Raw genomic sequence first — 16,890 nt, forward strand, 5'->3', positions numbered from 1 at the left:
ATCGCAAGGAGGCGACACGATGACCGCACCCACCGACGAGCCCGCCCAGGGCCCCGCCGCCGCACCCACCGCCGCCACCGAACCACAGCCGCCCCGCCGAATCGAGCCGGGCCCGGGGATCCGGTCCGGGCTGCGCGACCTGCCCCGGCGGCTCAACCCCGCGACGATCGGCGCCGGGGTGGTTGCGGCCGTGTTCGGCTGCACCGGGCCCGCACTGATCGTGATCGACGGCGCCGCCGCGAACGGACTGTCCAGTGGGGCGATCTCGTCGTGGATCTTCGGGATCTACGTGTTCGGGGGGCTGATCTCGCTGTTCCTCGCGCTGCGCTACCGAATGCCGGTCGTCGGCGCATACTCCATCCCGGGTGCGGTCCTGGTGGTCGGGGCGCTGGCGACGTTCCCGTTCTCCGCCCTCGTCGGGGCGTTCCTCGTCGCAGGGCTCCTCGTGCTCGTGCTCGGGCTGTCCGGACTGATCGGCACGGTGGCCCGGTGGCTACCGCAACCGATCGTGATGGCGATGATCGCAGGGGCACTGATCAAGTTCGGCACGGGAGCTGTGACTGCGGCCGAGTCCGCGCCCTGGATCGTCGCGGCCGCGGTCGTCGGGTTCCTGCTGCTGTCCCGGTTCGTCCCGGCGGTGCCTGGAGCGCTGGGCGCACTGCTCGCCGGGCTGGTCGCCGCCGCGGTCACGAGCGGATTCGCCGCACAGGACACCGCCGTGGACGGCTGGACGGCGCCGGTACTCGTGGCCCCGACATTCGACCTCGGCGCGATCCTGGCCGTCGGGATCCCACTGGCGGTTCTCGTGATCGCCGCGGAGAACGCCCAGGCCTACGGCGTGCTGCTCAGCCAGGGCTACCGGCCACCGATCAACGCGATGACGGTCGCCAGCGGCGTCGGCGGACTGCTGGCTCCGCTGACCGGCGGCCACAACGCCAACGTCGCCGGGCCCATGACAGCGATCTGCGCGGGCCCGCAGGCCGGACCGGACCCCGACGCCCGCTACGCCGCGAGCGTCGTGAACGCGGTGCTGTTCATCGTGTTCGGCGTGCTCGCCGGGTTCGCCGTCACCGCGGTCACAGCGCTGCCGACCGAGCTGGTGGCGGTCGTCGCGGGGCTCGCGATGATCGGCGTGCTGGTGTCGTCGTTCCGTGGCGCGTTCGGCGACGGCCGCTTCCGGACCGGCGCGCTCACCGCGCTGGTGGTGGCCATGAGCGGGGTTGCGCCGCTGGGGGTCTCCAGCCCGTTCTGGGCGCTCGTCGCCGGTGTCGCGATCTCGGCGGTACTCGAACCGGGCGACTTCAGAGTCCGGGCCGAGGCCGGATGAGTGCTGGCACGTTCGCCAGACACGTCGTGTACGGCAGGTGTCCGATCCGTGTGCGCGCCAGTACTGTGAAAACAGTATGAAACGGATGGTCCGGGGTGATCTGTGGAGCTTCATCAACTACGCTACTTCGTGACGATCGCGCACGAGGGGAGCTTCACCTCCGCGGCCGCCCGCCTCTACCTTTCCCAGCCGTCGCTGTCGGTGCAGATCCGCAAGCTGGAGCAGGACGTCGGCGCTCGGCTGTTCGAGCGGACCGGCCGACAGATCGTGCTGACCGCGGCCGGGGCCGCGCTGCTCGAGCACACGGAGGTCGCGCTCGACGAACTCGAACGCGGTCGGGAACGGGTGGCCGAGGTCAGCGGTCTGCGCGAGGGTGAGGTGCGGGTGGGCGTGTTGCCCAGCATCGGTGCCCGGATGCTGCCCGACGTGCTGGCCGAGTTCCGGCGCGCGCACCCGCTGGTCGGGGTGCGGATCGTCGAGCACGACATCTCCCGGGAGTTCGAGCAGCTCGTGCGCTCCGGGGCACTGGATCTGGCGATAACTCGGATGCCGCTGACCCTGAGCGGGCTGTGCGTCGACGTGCTGATCCGCGAGCCGGTGCTGTTGCGGATTCCTGCCGAGCACCGGCTGGCCGGACGTGAGGAGGCCACGCTCGTCGAACTGGCCGGCGAGGATCTCGTCGGGATGCGTACCGGGTACGGGTTGCGTGACCTTGCCGACCGGCTGCTGGCCGAGGCCGGTGTCCGCCCGCGGGTGGTACTGGAGACCGGACAGTTGGCGATCGTGCACGGCATGGTGGCCGCCGGCATGGGGGTCGCGCTGCTGCCGAGACTGGCTGCGGGCGAAGGCCCCACGATCCCGCTCGCCGACCCCTGTGCGTTCCGTGAGCTGGGCGTGGTCTCGCGGGCCAGCGCGCACGTGTCACCGCCGGTACAGGCGTTCCGTCGGTTGCTACTGCGCACGGCGCGCGAGTGAGAGCGGAGCGCCGACCGCGTGTCTACAACCGGTGCACGACAGCTTCCCCGTCGCGCTCACCGGTCCAGCGGGCGACCGCGTCGGTGTCCACGTCGAGCAGGTCGAGAGCCCGGCCGGTGGTGTGCTCGACGAGGTCGTCGATGCTGCGTGGGCGCGTGTAGAACGCCGGCACCGGGGGCATGACGACCGCGCCGGAGGCGGTGACCTCGGACATCAGCCGTAGGTGCCCGGCGTGCAACGGGGTCTCCCGCAGCAGCAGCACCAGGCGCCGGCGTTCCTTGAGCACGACGTCCGCGGCCCGCACCACGAGCGACTCGTCGTAGCTGGAGGCGATCCCGGACAGCGTCTTCACGCTGCACGGGGCGACCAGCATCCCGGCCGTCCGGAACGAGCCGGAGGAGATCGATGCGCCCAGGTCGCCGTCGGAGTGCACGACGTCGGCGAGTGCGCGGACGTCGGCGACGCTGCGGTCGGTCTCGTAGCCGATGGTCGCCCGCGCCGCCTTCGTCAGCACCAGGTGCGTCTCGACGTCGGGCACCTCGCGCAGCAGCTCCAGCGCGCGGATCCCGTACACCGCCCCGGACGCCCCGGTGAGCGCGACGATGATGCGTCTCATCGGAGGTCCCCCAGCTCTGCGAGGTGGCGCTCGAGTGCCGAGGGGTCGGCCGGGGCCACCGTCATCTGCCGGTAGCGGTCCCGGTCGGCGGCCGGGACGGTGGCGTCGAGGCCCAGCTTCGCGGTGAGCCCCTGCTCGGCCGAGGGGTCCAGGCTGCTGCCCTTCGCGTTCGGCACCACCAGCAGGTCCCGGTCGGGTTGCGTCCGGGTGGCCACCGCCCAGGCGACCTGCTCGTCGTCGGCGATGTCGACGTCGTCGTCGACGACGGTGACCTGCTTGATCGTGGACGCGGTGAGGAACAGCGTCATCATCGCCGTGGTCGGCGCTCCCGGCGTGGGCCCGCGCAGCGCGACGACGGCGGTGAGCCGGCAGGACCCGGACTCGGGTAGCCGCAGCGCCGCCACGTCGAGCCCGGCCCGGCGCAGGGCCCGCAGGCAGGCCGCCTCGCGCGGGACGCCGCCGGCGTAGAAGTGCTCGCGGCCGCCGGAGAGGATCGTCTGGAACACCGGGGCGTCGCGGTGCCAGCCCTGCAGCAGCTCGATCACCGGGGCGGGGCCGCCGGGACCGTAGGTGCGCGGGTACTCCCCGAACGGCCCCTCGGCCCCGCGGCGTCCGGCCCGGAAGCGGCCCTCCAGCACGAACTCCGCCCGGGCCGGCACCAGCGCGTCCACGGTCGGGGCGGCGACCAGCTCGACCGGTGCGGCCAGCGCGTTGGCCACGGCGTAGTCGTCGAGCTCGCGGTCGGCGGGGGACTGGCTGGCCAGCACGAGCGCCGGGTGCACCCCGACCACCAGGGCGACGTCGAGGTCGCGCCCCGCCGCCTCGGCCTCGGTGAAGATCCTCCGCAGCCGCCCGGGCAGCAGCAGCGCACGCAGCTCCCGCTCGCCCGCGGCCAGCAGCCGGTTGATCGAGAGGTTCATCCGCCCACTGGCCGGGTCGCGGACCGCCAGCAGCGCCGAGGTCAGGTACCTGCCGCCGTCCTCGGAGTGCTGACGGGTCAGCGGCAGCGCCGAGAGCATCCGATCGTCGTGCATGCGGTTGGCCAGCACCGGAGCCTCGAACGCCTCCATCTCCGGGCAGGGCACCGGAGCGTCCAGGGCGGCGGCGAAGCGGTCGGCGACCCCGGCCGGTTCGCAGCCCAGTACCAGGCCGAGGTGCGTCCGACTCGGCACGGTGTTGCCCACCAGCGGGAACTCCGCGCCGATCACGTGGCCGAACTGCACGGCGCGTCGCCCGTCGGCGCGTGTCAGTACCGCGGCGACGTCCTGGTCCGGGTCGATCGGGGACCTCAGCCGGGCGAGCTCGCCGCGGCCGTCGAGCACGTCGAGCCAGGAGCGCAGGTCGGAGCTCACGTGAACACCCCACCGCCGTCGACGACGACGGTCTGGCCGGTGACGAACCCGGACGACGGCGAGGCCAGCCACATGACGGCGCCGACCAGGTCGTCCGGGGTCATCTCGCGGCCCAGCGCCCGCCCCTTCGCCGCCGCGGCGATGTAGTCGCCGGTGTTGAGCGTCCGGCTGGCGGCGTCACTGACCAGGCCGGGCGCAACGCCGTTGACGGTGATCGCGTCCGCTCCGAGCTCGCGGGCCGCGGCCCGGGTGAGACCGTCCACGGCCGCCTTGGACGCCACGTAGTGCGCGAACCCGGGCGCGCCCATCCGCGCCACGGTGGAGGAGATGCTGACGATCCGTCCGCCGCCGCGGGCGCGCATCGCCGGGGTCACCGCCTTGATCGCCTGCCAGGTGCCGCGCACATTGACCGTCAGCACCCGGTCCCAGGACTCGTTGGTGAGCTCGGTCAGGGGCGACTTGGTGCGCAGGCCCTGGTAGATCGCGGCGTTGTTGACCAGCGCGTCGATCCCGCCGAACTCGGCGCCGGCGGTGGCGACGACGGTCTCCCAGTCGGCGTCGGAGGTGACGTCGGCCGTCACGAACACGACCTTTCCCGCGCCGGCGGAGCTCACCTTGTCGGCCAGGGCGGTACCCGCGTCCGCGGCCCCGGCGACGTCGGTGGCCACGACGTTCGCGCCCGCCGCGGCGAACGCGGCGACGTAGTCGCCGCCGATCCCGCCGCCCGCGCCGGTGACGAGGACGGTGCGGCCCGCATGCTCGCTGCTCGGCTCATTCGTGCTCATCGTGATCCTCCCGGGAGGGCCTCCGGCCGGTCGGCCGCGGCGGTGGGTGACGGACTCGGAACGGCGTCGCGCGGGTCCTCGCGGTCGAGCGCGCCGCGCGTCTCCGGGACGAACGCCGCACCGAGCAGGAACAGCGCGACGACCACGGCCAGGAACACTGCCAGCCGGCCGGGGATGTCGGGCACGGTCGGGCTGGCGAGGCTCACGAACGTGGTGGTCAGCCCGCCGATGGCGAACCCGCCGTTCCAGATCAGGGCGGTCGCGGTGGCGCGCAACCGGGTCGGGAACAGTTCGTTGAGGAAGATCGGCACCGCGGCGATGGGGGCGTTGGCCAGCACCGTGATCAGCAGGCCGTAGCCGAGCAGCGCCCCGGTGTCGTCCGGGCCCAGCCCACCCATGGCCAGCGCGAGCAGCGGCAGAGCCACCAGGTTCACCGCGCCGGTGGCCAGGAACATCGGGCGGCGGCCGAACCGTTCGGAGGCGTGCCCGGCCAGCAACGCGATCGGCAGGATGGCCAGGCTGGTCCAGACCAGCAGCAGCCCACGCGCGCCCGTCGGCAGCTGGTTGATCTTGTCCAGGAACGTGGGCAGGTAGCCCGAGGTGAGGTAGTACTGCGCGCCTGCGCCGATCACCAGCGCGGCGGCCGCGACCAACGTCCGCGGACTCACCGCGGTCGGCAGCTCCCGGGCCCGGGCCGGCCGCTCCGGCGCCGCACCGGCGGCCCGCGCCCGCGCGGCGGCCCACACCGGGGACTCCTCGAGCAGCCGGAAGAACGCGAGGCTCGCCAGCGAGGCCACCAGCCCGGTGAAGAACATGATCCGCCAGCCCCACGCGTCGAACGCGGGTCCGGGGAACGCCGAGGACACGGCCAGGAACACCAGCGACGCGATCACGGCGCCGAGCCCGGGCCCGCCGCCGGCGACCAGCCCGGAGACCAGCCCGCGCCAGCGCTGGGGCACCGTCTCGGTGCCGAGGGTGTGGGTCGAGGCGACGACGCCGCCGACGAGCAGGCCCTGCACCAGGCGCAGCGCGACGAACACCAGCGGTGCGGCGACACCGATCGCGGCGTAGGTCGGCAGCGTGCCCATCAGGGCGGTGGCCAGACCGACGCCGCCCACGGTGACCAGCATGGTCTGCTTGCGGCCGTGCCGGTCGGCGTAGCGGCCGAACACCGCCCCGCCCAGCGGGCGCATCACCAGGCTCACCCCGAACGAGGCGAACGTGGCCGCGAGCGTGAGCGTGGGGCTGTCGGTGGGGAAGAACAGCGGGCCCACCGTGGAGGCCACGTAGAGCAGGATGAACAGGTCGAACAGGTCGAACGCGAAACCCACCGTGGACGCGGTCCCCGCGGTGACCATCTGACGGGTTGTCGGTGCGGGGGTCGGGGCTGGGCCGGGCATGGCGGCGCTCACCAGGTCACTGGCAGCCGCCGGACGCCGAGGTGGCGCCCTCCGCCCTCGAGCGGGTCGGTCCGCTCGACGTCGCCGTCCACCCGGAACCCGGGGATACGCTCCAGCACGACCTGGACCGCCGTGCGGATCTCGAGCTTGGCCAGGGCCATTCCGGGGCAGGTGTGGATCCCCGCGCCGAACGCGAGGTGCCGGTTCGGCCGCCGGTCGATCACGATCTCGTCGGCGCGGTCGAAGACCTCGGGATCGCGGTTGGCCGAGGCGAACAGCAGCAGCACCCGTTCACCCGCCTTCATCCGCTGACCGTGCAGGCAGGTGTCGGCCGTGAGCTGTCGCGGGAACCAGTGCAGCGGGGTCTCGTGGCGCAGGATCTCGTCGATCATGGAGGGAACCAGCTTCGGCTCGTCGAGCAGCCGCTGCTGCACGTCCGGGTGCTCGGCCAGGTACAGCAGGGTGTTGCCCAGCCCGAGCGCCGTGGAGTCGTGGCCGGCGTAGGTCAGGATGAACATCATGTTGGCGAGCTCGTCGTCGGTGGCTCCGAGCCGGTGGTTGGCCTCGAGGAGTCCGGTGAGGAAGTCCTCGCGTGGGTTCTCGCGGCGGTCGGCGAACAGCCCGACCCAGTACCGGCACACCCGCTCGATGATCTCCGGGCCGCGGGGGCCGGAGGCGTGGGTCAGGAACTCCTCGGAGTAGCCGCGGATTTCCTCGGTGTCCTCCGGACCCAGGTCGTAGAGCTGGGTGATGACCTCCAGCGGAAGCGGAGTGGCGAGCTCGGCGGCGAGCTCGGCGCGGCCCCGTCCGGCGAACCCGTCGACGAGGCGCTCGGCGATGGCGCGGACCGCCGGTTCCATCGTCTTCACCGCGGCGCCGCTGGTCAGCGGCGCGATGAGCTCGCGGAACCCGGCGTGTTCGGGCGGGTCGTGGTCGATCGGGGGGAACCGGCTCCCGGACACCGGGGGCAGGTAGACGCCGCCGGTCGAGGAGTAGGTCGTGTGGTCGGTCGCGGCGTCGCGGACGTCGGCGTACCGGGAGACCGACCAGTAGCCGCCGTGGCGCTCGCCGTGGGCGACCGGGCACCGCTCACGTAGCTCGGTGTAGGTCGCGTAGGCGCGTTCGGGGGACAGGCCGGGATCGTGCGGATCGAACTGCGGGAGGGCCCCGCTCAGTCTGCTCTCGGGCACCGTTGCCTCTTCTCGACGCTCGTTGCTCCACCCGCTGGGGCGGAGTGCTCCGAGTCTGCGAGGCGGACCGCTGCCCCGACGATGCGCAGTTGGCTATGCCAGCGATAGCCGCTCACCCACGGGGAACGAGGGACGGGCCCCACCCGGACGACTGTCGTCGGTGCACCGGAGTGCGTCTGCGTCACGGCGGACGCACACGTTCTCGCCCGCCCGCATGTGGATCGCGCGGTGGATCCCGTCGGAGTCGGTGAGCACCGGCTTCCAGACGATCTCCGCCGGAACCGCGCGCCCGAGCTCCTCGGCGATTGCCTGCGACTGCTCGATGACCTGCTTGAGTGTGTCCTCGCCGTACAGTCCCTGACTGCCGGTGAGGAACCAGATCTGCTTCACGCGTGCTCCTGTCTGCCCGTACACGTTCTGGTAGCGGTTGAAGAGAGCGTCGACGTCGTCGTGCGGGAGCGGGACGACCAGGCCGAGTTGGCGGGCGATGTGCGTGGAACGGGCGACGTCCTCGCACATCACGGCGGCTTTCACGGCCGCCTTCGCGTCCCGGCCGATGGAGAAGACGCCGTGGTTCTGCATGATCACGGCGCGGGAGCGGTGGCTCGTGAGGGTGTCGACGATGCCGCGGCCGATGGAGTCGTCGCCGATGCGGGAGAACGGGCCGAGTGGGATCGGGCCGCCGAACTCGTCGGCCATCGCCGTCAGCGCGCAGGGTATCGGTTCTGCCCGCGCTGCCCAGGCGCTCGCGTAGGTGGAGTGGGTGTGGACGACCCCGCCGACGCCCGGCAGGTGTCGGTAGACGTAGGCGTGGGCAGCGGTGTCGCTGGAGGGGGACAGGTCGCCGTCCACCAGCTCACAGTGCAGGTCGCAGGCCACGATCGCGTCGGGCGTCAGGTCGTCGTAGGAGACCCCGCTGGGGTTTGATCACCAACAGGTCGTGGCCGGGCACGCGTGCGGAGACGTTGCCCGCGGTCCAGACGACCAGCTCGTAGCGCACCAGGTCGGCGTGCAGGGCGGCGACCTGCTCGCGCAGCTTGTCGACCGCGGGCTTCGCGGAGCGGGGGATCACGCCGTCGCTCCCGGTCCCTGAATGGCCCTGGTCCGGATGGTGCGCAACCGGTGCAGCACGTCGTTCTGCCCTCGTCCGAAGTGGTCGTGCAGGCGGAGGTACTCCGCATAGAGCGCGTCGTAGGTGCGAGCGCGCTCCGGGTCGGGCCGGTAGGCCTCGCGGTGCACCGCGCCCATGGCGGCCGCTGCGGCGCGCACGTCGGCGTGGTGGCCCGCGGCCACGGCGGCGTGGACGGCCGAGCCGAGCGCGGGCCCTGCTCGGAGGCGATCGTGGACAGCGGCCGGTCGCACACGTCGGCGTAGACCTGCATGAGGAACCGGTTCTTCAACAGCCCGCCGGCGACGACCAGCTCCCGCACCGGCACGTCGGCCGTCTCGAACGCCTCGATGATCGTGCGGGTGCCGAAGGCCTGTCGGCAGGACCGTGCAGGCAGCGTCCGCTCGATAGCGCCGTGCTGGTACGGGTGCACCGCGGACGCGAGCTCGGCGCCGTCGGCGACGCGGACGACAACCGCGCGACCGGGCGGGGCCATGGGCTCATGTTGCCCCATCGGGAACCGCGGCCGTCCGGACCTCCCCGCGGCCTGTCCGCCCGGGTCGGCGGAACTACTGTTAGCGATCACTGAGCTCGGTCTGTTGAGCCTCCCTGAGCGGTCGGATCAACCGTAAAGCCAGGAACAGAGGCCGGGTCAACCCTTGACACTCCGAATGTTACCGCTCACAGTTTTCGCTGACCGAGCGATTCAAGGAGGACTCGCCTGATGGTTGACCCCTTTGCAGTGGTGGCCCTGTCACCCCGCACCTTCACCGTCAAGGAGCGCACTGACGCGCTCGCCAACGTGAAGCGCATCAACGAGTTCATGGACACCGCGGTGATGGTCGCGGCGTGGGAGGGGGCGCCCGTCAAGCTGGTCGTCGTCCCGGAGATGGCGATCCAGGGGATGATCCCCAACACCCCCGGCAACCGGGAGCGGGAGGCGCACTTCGCCGTTGAGATCCCCGGCCCGGAGACTGACGAGCTCGGCAAGAAGGCCCGTGAGCTCGACACCTACATCGCCGCCGAGCTGTACATGGTCCGGGACTCCGACTTCCCGGACCGCTATTTCAACGTTGCCTTCATCATCGACCCCAACGGCGACGTGATCTACAAGCGCTACAAGGCCACGAGCGACGCCTATGAGGGCGGCATGCTCGGCAACATGAACCCCCACGACATCTGGGACGAGTTCATCGAGAAGAAGGGTGGCGGCGACGTCATGGAGGCGATCTTCCCGGTCGCCCGTACGGAGATCGGTAACATCGGCATCGCGATCTGCCACGAGGGCGTCTACCCCGAGATCGCGCGGGGCCTGGCGATGAACGGCGCGGAGATCCTCATACGCCCGACGCTCATCGAGCCCGCGGTCATGAACGGCATGTGGGAGCTGCAGAACCGCGCCCACGCGGTGTTCAACTCCGTTTTCGTCGTCGCCCCGAACCTCGGCCCGGAGATTCGCGACGACGGAGGCCTCCAGGACCTCTTCGGCGGCCAGTCGATGATCGTCAATCCGCGCGGGCAGATCGTCGCCCAGCAGAAGGGCTGGGCCGCCGGCGACTCCTTCGTCTGCACCACGATCGACATCGAGGCGCTGCGCCGCTCCCGGATCGCCAACGGCCTCTACAACCAGTTCAAGGACCTGCGGACCGAGCAGTACCGGGCGATCTACGACAGGCCGATCTACCCGAAGAACCAGTATCTCGACGCGCCGCCCACCGAGGGCTGGCTCGCCCGTGAGGACGCCACCCGCGCCCGCAACATCGCGACGCTCGTCGAGCGTGGGGTGTTGGTGCCGCCGTCGAGCATGTCGAACGGCGCTGCCTCGGGCGCTGGGAACGGCAGGCCGATCACCGAGACCGCCGCGAGGACGTCCGACGAGGCCTGACGCCGACGGCTCCCGGTCGCGTTCCTTCGCGGCCGGGCGGCCGGGTGCATTCCTGCTGAACAGCGTCAACCGGCCGAACCCGGTCGTCTGGAGGACCACATGGAGAACAGAAGGCTCGGCCACACCAAGCTGGTCGTGTCCCCGGTATGCGTGGGCACGAGCCCGCTGGGCAGCTTCCCCGCCCAGTACGGGTACGAGGTCAGCACCGAGCAGGCCATCAGCACGCTGCGGAGGGTGTTCGAGGGTCCCTTCACCTTCATCGACACCTCCAACGAGTACGGCGGCGGGGAGAGCGAGCGCCGGATCGGGCAGGCGATGGCGCAGGCGGGAGGCCTGCCCCAGGACGTCGTCCTCGCCACCAAGGTCGATCCGCTCCCCGGCAGCACCGACTTCTCCGGCGACCGGGTCCGGGCGTCGGTCGAGGAGAGCCTGGAGCGGCTGGGCCTGGACCGCCTCCAGCTCGTCTACCTCCACGACCCGGAGAAGATCTCCTTCGCCGACGGCGTGGCCTCGGGTGGCCCGCTCGAGGCCCTGATCGGCCTGCGGGACCAGGGCGTGATCGACTACATCGGGGTGGCGGGCGGCCCCATCCCGCTCATGCTCCAGTACCTCGACACCGACGCGTTCGACGCCGTGATCAGCCACAACCGCTTCACCCTCGTCGACCAGTCGGCACTGCCCCTGATCGAGGACGCGCACCGGCGCGGCGTGGGCTTCGTCAACGGCGCCCCCTACGGCGGCGGCATGCTCGTCAAGGGACCCGACGCCCACCCGAACTACTGCTACGCCCCCGCGGGCGAGGCCACCCGGGACCGCGTGCGGGCGATGGAGCGCGTCCTCACCGCGGCCGGGATCCCGCTCGCCGCCGCCGCCCTGCAGTACTCGCTGCGGGAGGAGCGGATCGCCGCGACGATCGTCGGGATGTCCACCCCGGAGCGCGTGGAGCAGACGATCGAGCTTGCCGAATGGCCCATCCCCGCCGAGGTCTGGGCCGAGATCGAACCGCTCGCGGTCGTGGGGCGCTCGGGCCACGAGGTCTGACCTACCACCGCCCGCCGGGCTGTCACCAACCCCTTCTCTTCTCGTCCCGTGCACGAAGGAGTGCGTCCGATGAGTTCTGCCCGATGTCGATCTGGTCGTCGTGGTCGTCTGCTGCCATGGATTGCGGTGCTGGCCGCGGGTGCCCTCCTCCTCAGCGGGTGCAACCGTGCGGGGCAGGACTCCGCCAGCCCGCAGGAGAAGGCCACCGGCAAGGGGCTGGTGATCGGCTGGTCGCAGCGCGGGATCTCCGGCAGCGACTGGTTCAAGACGTTGGTCGCCGGGGGCGAGGCCGAGGCGGCGAAGATGGGCGCCGAGATCCAGATCCTCGACGCCAACCGCGAGACCACCCGTCAGAACGAGGATGTCCAGACCCTGATCAGCCGCGGCGTGGACGTGGTGGTCATGAATCCCAACGACCCACTGGGCGTGGCGTCCTCGGTCCAGGCGTTGAAGCAGGCCGGCATCCCGCTGGTCACGGTCAACTCGAACCTCGATCCGACGCTGGTCGGGGACACCTTCTGCTACGTCGCCGAGGATCAGGTCGCCACCGGCGCCCTCGCCGGCGAGGTCATCGCCCAGCGCGCGGTCGAGAAGTTCGGCGCGTCGGGCGAGATGAAGTTGGTCGGCGTCGGCGGCTACCCCGGTGACGTGCTCAGCGAGCTCCGCTACCAGGGCTTCATAGAGGGCTACGACAAGGTGATGTCGGCCCATCCCGCCGTGCGGACGACGGAGCTCCCGTTCCGCTACGGGGAGTGGTTGCCCGACCAGGCGCTCATCCCGGTCCGCGACGTGGCCACCGCCAACCCGGATCTGAAGATCGTCTACAGCGAGAGCGACGTCATGCAGGCCGGCATCCAGCAGGGCCTGCAGCAGGCCGGCCTGTGGGGTCCCGGAATCGTCGAGGGCTCCTACGACGGCGGGATGAACGCCGTCAAGGAGATGGTCGACAACCCCGACGGCCCGCTGCAAGCCACCGCGTCCAACCAGCCCTGGGACCAGGGTGCCGAAGCGGTCCGGATGGCGCTGTCCGCCTTCAACGGCGACGCGAGCGCCTGCCCCGGCGGGAGCAACTACGTCGAGACCACCGTGGTCACCCCGGGGAACGCGGCCGAGTACTTCAAGCCGGAGGACACCTACGTGCGATCGCGGGAGAACAGCTGATGGCGCACCAGCAGGGGACGAGCCGGCAGGAGTCCGTTGCCCTTGTCCACTTCAACGACGAGGAGGCCCGCACGGTCGAGGCGCTGGCCGAGCGGATCATCCCGGGCGACGGCGACAACGCGGGCGCGACCGACGCCGGGGTCGTGTACTACATCGACCAGGCGATCGCCGGCTTCAGCACCGATCTGCAGACGGTCTACCGGCGGGGGCTGCGCGAGCTCGACGCGCTGTGCCGGCGCGAGCACGGCGCCCCGTTCACCGACCTCGACGCCGACACCCAGGACGACGTGGTGCGCCGGCACCTCGGACCCGAGATCCTGCCGGCGGACTCGTTGCAGTTCGGCCCGTCCGACCAGCCCGGCGGCGCGGTGCTGCTGCGCTTCTTCGCCGTCGTCCGCGAGCACACCGTCGAGGGCTTCTTCTGCGATCCGGCATACGGCGGCAACCGCGGCGCGGTGGGCTGGAAGCTCGTCGGGTTCCCCGGGGCGCACTGGGGCTACACGGCCGAGCAGATGGGTCCCGGCGTCGACGCCCGCTCGATCCCGATCAAGACCCTCTCGGACCTGCGGAGCGAGCTGCCGAGCCTGCCGCCGAACGAGAACTTCACCCGCAACGAGCCGAAGACGGAGTGCTGATCGCCCATGCCCGAGAAGAAGCACGACGTCATCGTCGTCGGCGCCGGGGCGTCCGGCGCGATCGTGGCCTCGGAGCTGGCGCAGGAGGGCTTGGCGGTCCTGTGCCTGGACAAGGGCCCACGCTTCTCCACCGAGGATTTCCGCCTCAAGCAGGACGAGATCCGCTACTACGCCCGTGGTGCGCTCGTGCCGTCGATGAAGACCGACCCGCTGACCTGGCGGGAGACCAGCGGCGACGGCGACGGTGAGCCGGCACCTTGGGCGGACGGCCCACTCGGCACGGCGAACCCCCTGCACCTGCCGCCGTCCCTCGGCACCGGCGGCGGCTCGATCCACTGGGGCGGGGCGTGCTGGCGGTTCCGGGAGAGGGAGTTCCGGATGCGCAGCTCGATCGAGGAGCGCCTCGGCGCGAACGCGCTACCGGAGAACCACACCCTGGTGGACTGGCCGATCAGCTACGCCGACCTCGAGCCGTACTACGACAAGGTGGAGTGGGAGCTGGGGATCTCGGGTCGCGGCAGCAACGTCGTCGACCGGCCCGAGCTGGACGAGAATCCGTGGGAGGCCCCGCGTGCCCGGGACTACCCGATGCCCCCGCTGCGCCAGGGCACCGCGGACATCGATTTCTCCGACGCCTGCAGCCGGCTGGGCTACCATCCGTTCCGCACGGCCGCGGCCATCGCCTCCGAGCCGTTCAAGGGCCGCTCGGGCTGCACGTACTGCGGTTTCTGCCACGGCTATCCGTGCCACGTCGACGCGAAGACCTCCACCCACGTGGCGTCCCTTCCGGCCGGGGTCGAGAGCGGCAATCTCGAGATCCGCGACTTCTGCCGGGTATACCAGGTGAACCGCTCTGCCGACGGCTCGCGCGTCATCGGCGTGTCCTACCTAGACCCGAACGGCCACTCGGTCGACGTCGAGGCCGACCGCGTCGTGCTGGCCTGCTACGCGCTGGAGAACGCCCGACTGCTGCTGGCATCGGGCATCAACCGCAACGGCCAGGTCGGCAAGCATCTGATGACCCACGCCTTCGGCTTCTTCCTGGGCCTGACGAAGGAACCGTCCAACCCGTTCATGGGCACGCTGGTCGCGTCCACCTCCATCGAGGACTTCAGCGGTGAGTTGGTGCACGAGCACGATCCGTCCGTGCTCTGGGGCGCGCCGATCATCAGCTGGCCGGGCGACTATCAGCCGATCGAAATCGCCCACGGCATGCCGGGCACCGCTCCCCGGTGGGGGGCGGGCTTCCGCGACTGGATGCGGGACAACTACGCCCACGTCTGGTCGATGTACTCCCAGACCGCCAACATCCCGACCACCGAGACCTATGTCGATCTCGACCCGAACCGCACGGACCCGTGGGGCCAGCCCGCGCTGCGGATGACGCACGGGTGGGGCGAGCACGACCAGCGGATGGTCGAGTTCCTGCTCACCAAGAAGCGCCTGATCGCCCGGGAGATGGGATTGACGACGTGGTGGGAGGAGACCACCAAGCCCGCCTACCACCTGTCCACTCACGAGGTCGGCACGCACCGGATGGGGGAGGACCCGGCCACCTCGGTGGTCGACGTCTTCGGCCGGTCGCACGAGTGCGAGAACCTCTACATCATCGGCGGTGGCCAGTTCCCCAGCTACCACGGCTACAACCCCACCGAGACGATCTGGGCGCTGGCCTACATGACCGTCGACCGGATGCTCGACCGGCCGCTGCTGACCAGCCACGTACCTTCCGATCAGTTCGCGGCAGGCCGCTCGGCGCTCCTCCTGGCCGGCGGTGGCGGTCGTGTCGAGTGATCCGGCCTGGGCGGAGCGGGCGAGCTTGCGCGACGCGCCCGAGGAGCTACGGGTCGACGGCGTCACGAAGGGCTACCTCGGGGTTCAGGCGCTCGCGGGCGTCGACATCAGCGTGGTACGCGGCAGCATCCACGCCCTCGCCGGACAGAACGGCGCCGGCAAGTCGACCCTGGTGAAGATCCTCTCGGGGGCCGAGACGCCCGACGGCGGCACGGTCTGCGTCGGGGGCCGCGCGGTGCGCCTGCGCTCCCCCCAGGACGCCCAGGACGCCGGCATCCAGACGATCTACCAGGAGCTCAGCCTGGTGCCGCAGCTGTCCGTGGCGGAGAACATCTTGCTCGGGGACCTGCCGCGCAAGGCTTTCCCGGGGGTCGACTGGCCGACGATGCGGCACCGGGCGACCGACGCGCTCGACCGGGTCGGGTTCGCCCTGGACGTGCGCGAGCCGGTCGGCAATTTCTCCGTCGCAGAGCAGCAGGGAGTGGAGCTGGCCAAAGCCCTGCACAAGGAGGCGCGAGTGCTGCTGCTGGACGAGCCGACGTCCGCACTACCGCCGCCGGACGTCGCACGGCTCTTCCAGGTGCTGAAGGCGCTCGCCGAGCAAGGCGTGACGATGCTCTACATCTCCCACCGGATGGACGAGCTCTACGAGCTGTGCGACGCCGTCTCGGTGCTGCGCGACGGCCGGCTGGCAAAAACCGTCGCCACCGTGGACAGCACCCCGTCGCAGGTCGTCTCCGAGATGGTGGGCAAGAGTCTCAAGGGGTCGCTCGCCGAGGCGGCGCTGAGCGGGGAGCGCAGCCCGCGCCTCGGTCCCGGTCACGACGGCACGGTCCTGATGTCGGTCCGTGACGTCGGCCAGGAGGGGAAGCTCGACGACATCTCCTTCGACCTGCACCAGGGTGAGGTGCTGGGCATCGCCGGGCTGATCGGCAGCGGCCAGTCCGAGCTGGCCTCCGTCCTGGCCGGGACCCGCGGACGGGACAGCGGCGAGATCACCCTCGACGGCCGCCCGGTTGCGCTGGCCTCGCCCCGCGAGGCGATCAGGGCCGGGATCGGGCTCCTGCCCCAGGACCGCAAGACGCACGGCTTCGTGCCGGACATGAGCGTGGCGGGCAACATCACCCTGGCCAGCCTGCCGATGTTCAGCCGGCTGTCGGTGCGAAGCGACCGCAAGGAGAACGCCGCCGCAGCGCGCCTGGCCGAGCGCCTGGACATGAAGATCTCCAGCGTCGCCCAGCCGATGAAGACCCTGTCCGGCGGCACCCAGCAGAAGGCGATCCTGGCCCGCTGGCTGGTGCGCTCGGCCCGGATCCTCGTCTGCGACGAGCCCACCCGCGGAGTGGACGTCGGGGCGAAGGAGGACATGTACGAGCTGATCCGCGACTTCGCCCGCCAGGGAGGCACCGTGGTCATCGCCAGCTCGGAGATCTCCGAGGCGATGATGTGTGACCGCGTGCTGGTGGTAGCGCGCGGCCGTGTCGTCGCCGAGCTCGACCACGACCAGATGGACCCGCACGGCGAGGCGATCGTCGCCCGCTTCGGCTGACCCGCGCCTCGCGCGCTCCCGGCCGGCCCGGGCAAGCCCACCGAATCCACGGCACGAGGACGTGCCGCCCGC

The 16,890-nt window shown here is 71.2% G+C and carries 16 protein-coding genes and 1 pseudogene; 8 read left to right on the plus strand and 9 right to left on the minus strand.

The genetic code is table 11. The features are described 5' to 3' along the window. Positions 1–19 precede the first annotated feature (19 nt). Together ACLFMI_RS16425 and ACLFMI_RS16430 are read left to right on the plus strand one after the other, a co-directional pair. Positions 20–1,327: a benzoate/H(+) symporter BenE family transporter gene (locus ACLFMI_RS16425; protein ID WP_410948734.1), complete on the plus strand. Its 1,308-nt coding sequence runs from the start codon at positions 20–22 to the stop codon at positions 1,325–1,327. Between the two features lie 102 nt (positions 1,328–1,429). Further along, on the plus strand, positions 1,430–2,302 hold the full coding sequence (locus tag ACLFMI_RS16430) for a LysR family transcriptional regulator (RefSeq protein WP_410948735.1): 873 nt from the start codon (positions 1,430–1,432) through the stop codon (positions 2,300–2,302). Between the two features lie 22 nt (positions 2,303–2,324). On the opposite strand, the gene ACLFMI_RS16435 is transcribed toward ACLFMI_RS16430, so the two are convergent. The 9 genes and pseudogenes from ACLFMI_RS16435 to ACLFMI_RS16475 all read right to left on the minus strand — a co-directional run. Next, positions 2,325–2,918: a UbiX family flavin prenyltransferase gene (locus tag ACLFMI_RS16435; protein ID WP_410948736.1), complete on the minus strand. Its 594-nt coding sequence runs from the start codon at positions 2,916–2,918 to the stop codon at positions 2,325–2,327. Further along, positions 2,915–4,270 (minus strand): UbiD family decarboxylase, encoded by a 1,356-nt coding sequence (locus tag ACLFMI_RS16440; RefSeq protein ID WP_410948737.1) that lies wholly within the window; start codon positions 4,268–4,270, stop codon positions 2,915–2,917. The genes ACLFMI_RS16435 and ACLFMI_RS16440 overlap by 4 nt, the downstream gene beginning before the upstream one ends. Beyond that, positions 4,267–5,055: an SDR family NAD(P)-dependent oxidoreductase gene (locus ACLFMI_RS16445; protein ID WP_410948738.1), complete on the minus strand. Its 789-nt coding sequence runs from the start codon at positions 5,053–5,055 to the stop codon at positions 4,267–4,269. Before ACLFMI_RS16445 ends, ACLFMI_RS16440 begins: the two co-directional genes overlap by 4 nt. Next, on the minus strand, positions 5,052–6,413 hold the full coding sequence (locus ACLFMI_RS16450) for an MFS transporter (protein ID WP_410948739.1): 1,362 nt from the start codon (positions 6,411–6,413) through the stop codon (positions 5,052–5,054). The genes ACLFMI_RS16445 and ACLFMI_RS16450 overlap by 4 nt, the downstream gene beginning before the upstream one ends. A gap of 50 nt (positions 6,414–6,463) precedes the next feature. Then, positions 6,464–7,645 (minus strand): cytochrome P450, encoded by a 1,182-nt coding sequence (locus ACLFMI_RS16455; protein ID WP_410948740.1) that lies wholly within the window; start codon positions 7,643–7,645, stop codon positions 6,464–6,466. A gap of 93 nt (positions 7,646–7,738) precedes the next feature. Further along, positions 7,739–8,524: an L-ribulose-5-phosphate 4-epimerase gene (locus ACLFMI_RS26785; protein WP_458788590.1), complete on the minus strand. Its 786-nt coding sequence runs from the start codon at positions 8,522–8,524 to the stop codon at positions 7,739–7,741. Next, positions 8,502–8,717 (minus strand): class II aldolase/adducin family protein, encoded by a 216-nt coding sequence (locus tag ACLFMI_RS26790; protein WP_458788591.1) that lies wholly within the window; start codon positions 8,715–8,717, stop codon positions 8,502–8,504. Before ACLFMI_RS26790 ends, ACLFMI_RS26785 begins: the two co-directional genes overlap by 23 nt. Beyond that, on the minus strand, positions 8,714–8,914 hold the full coding sequence (locus ACLFMI_RS16470; RefSeq protein WP_410948833.1) for a hypothetical protein: 201 nt from the start codon (positions 8,912–8,914) through the stop codon (positions 8,714–8,716). Before ACLFMI_RS16470 ends, ACLFMI_RS26790 begins: the two co-directional genes overlap by 4 nt. Positions 8,915–9,039: 125 nt before the next feature. Further along, positions 9,040–9,267 (minus strand): annotated as a pseudogene (locus tag ACLFMI_RS16475) (hypothetical protein); the annotation flags it as partial. A 210-nt stretch (positions 9,268–9,477) separates the two neighbouring features. On the opposite strand from ACLFMI_RS16475, the gene ACLFMI_RS16480 reads away from it, so the two are divergent. The 6 genes from ACLFMI_RS16480 (at position 9,478) to ACLFMI_RS16505 (ending at position 16,818) form a co-directional block, all read left to right on the plus strand. Continuing rightward, a complete protein-coding gene (locus tag ACLFMI_RS16480; protein WP_410948741.1) occupies positions 9,478–10,638 on the plus strand; it encodes a nitrilase-related carbon-nitrogen hydrolase in 1,161 nt (386 codons plus the stop codon). Positions 10,639–10,737: 99 nt separating this feature from the next. Next, positions 10,738–11,679, plus strand: a complete 942-nt coding sequence (locus ACLFMI_RS16485; RefSeq protein WP_410948742.1) for an aldo/keto reductase — start codon at positions 10,738–10,740, stop codon at positions 11,677–11,679. Between the two features lie 126 nt (positions 11,680–11,805). Then, on the plus strand, positions 11,806–12,840 hold the full coding sequence (locus ACLFMI_RS16490; RefSeq protein WP_410948743.1) for a sugar ABC transporter substrate-binding protein: 1,035 nt from the start codon (positions 11,806–11,808) through the stop codon (positions 12,838–12,840). Continuing rightward, a complete protein-coding gene (locus ACLFMI_RS16495) occupies positions 12,840–13,475 on the plus strand; it encodes a gluconate 2-dehydrogenase subunit 3 family protein (RefSeq protein ID WP_410948744.1) in 636 nt (211 codons plus the stop codon). Before ACLFMI_RS16490 ends, ACLFMI_RS16495 begins: the two co-directional genes overlap by 1 nt. A gap of 6 nt (positions 13,476–13,481) precedes the next feature. After that, entirely contained in the window at positions 13,482–15,269 is a 1,788-nt protein-coding gene (locus ACLFMI_RS16500) for a GMC family oxidoreductase (protein ID WP_410948745.1), read from the plus strand. Next, on the plus strand, positions 15,259–16,818 hold the full coding sequence (locus ACLFMI_RS16505) for a sugar ABC transporter ATP-binding protein (RefSeq protein WP_410948746.1): 1,560 nt from the start codon (positions 15,259–15,261) through the stop codon (positions 16,816–16,818). Before ACLFMI_RS16500 ends, ACLFMI_RS16505 begins: the two co-directional genes overlap by 11 nt. The last annotated feature ends 72 nt before the right edge of the window (positions 16,819–16,890 follow it).

It is taken from the genome of Pseudonocardia nantongensis, from assembly GCF_046546495.1.
Classification (GTDB): domain Bacteria; phylum Actinomycetota; class Actinomycetes; order Mycobacteriales; family Pseudonocardiaceae; genus Pseudonocardia; species Pseudonocardia nantongensis.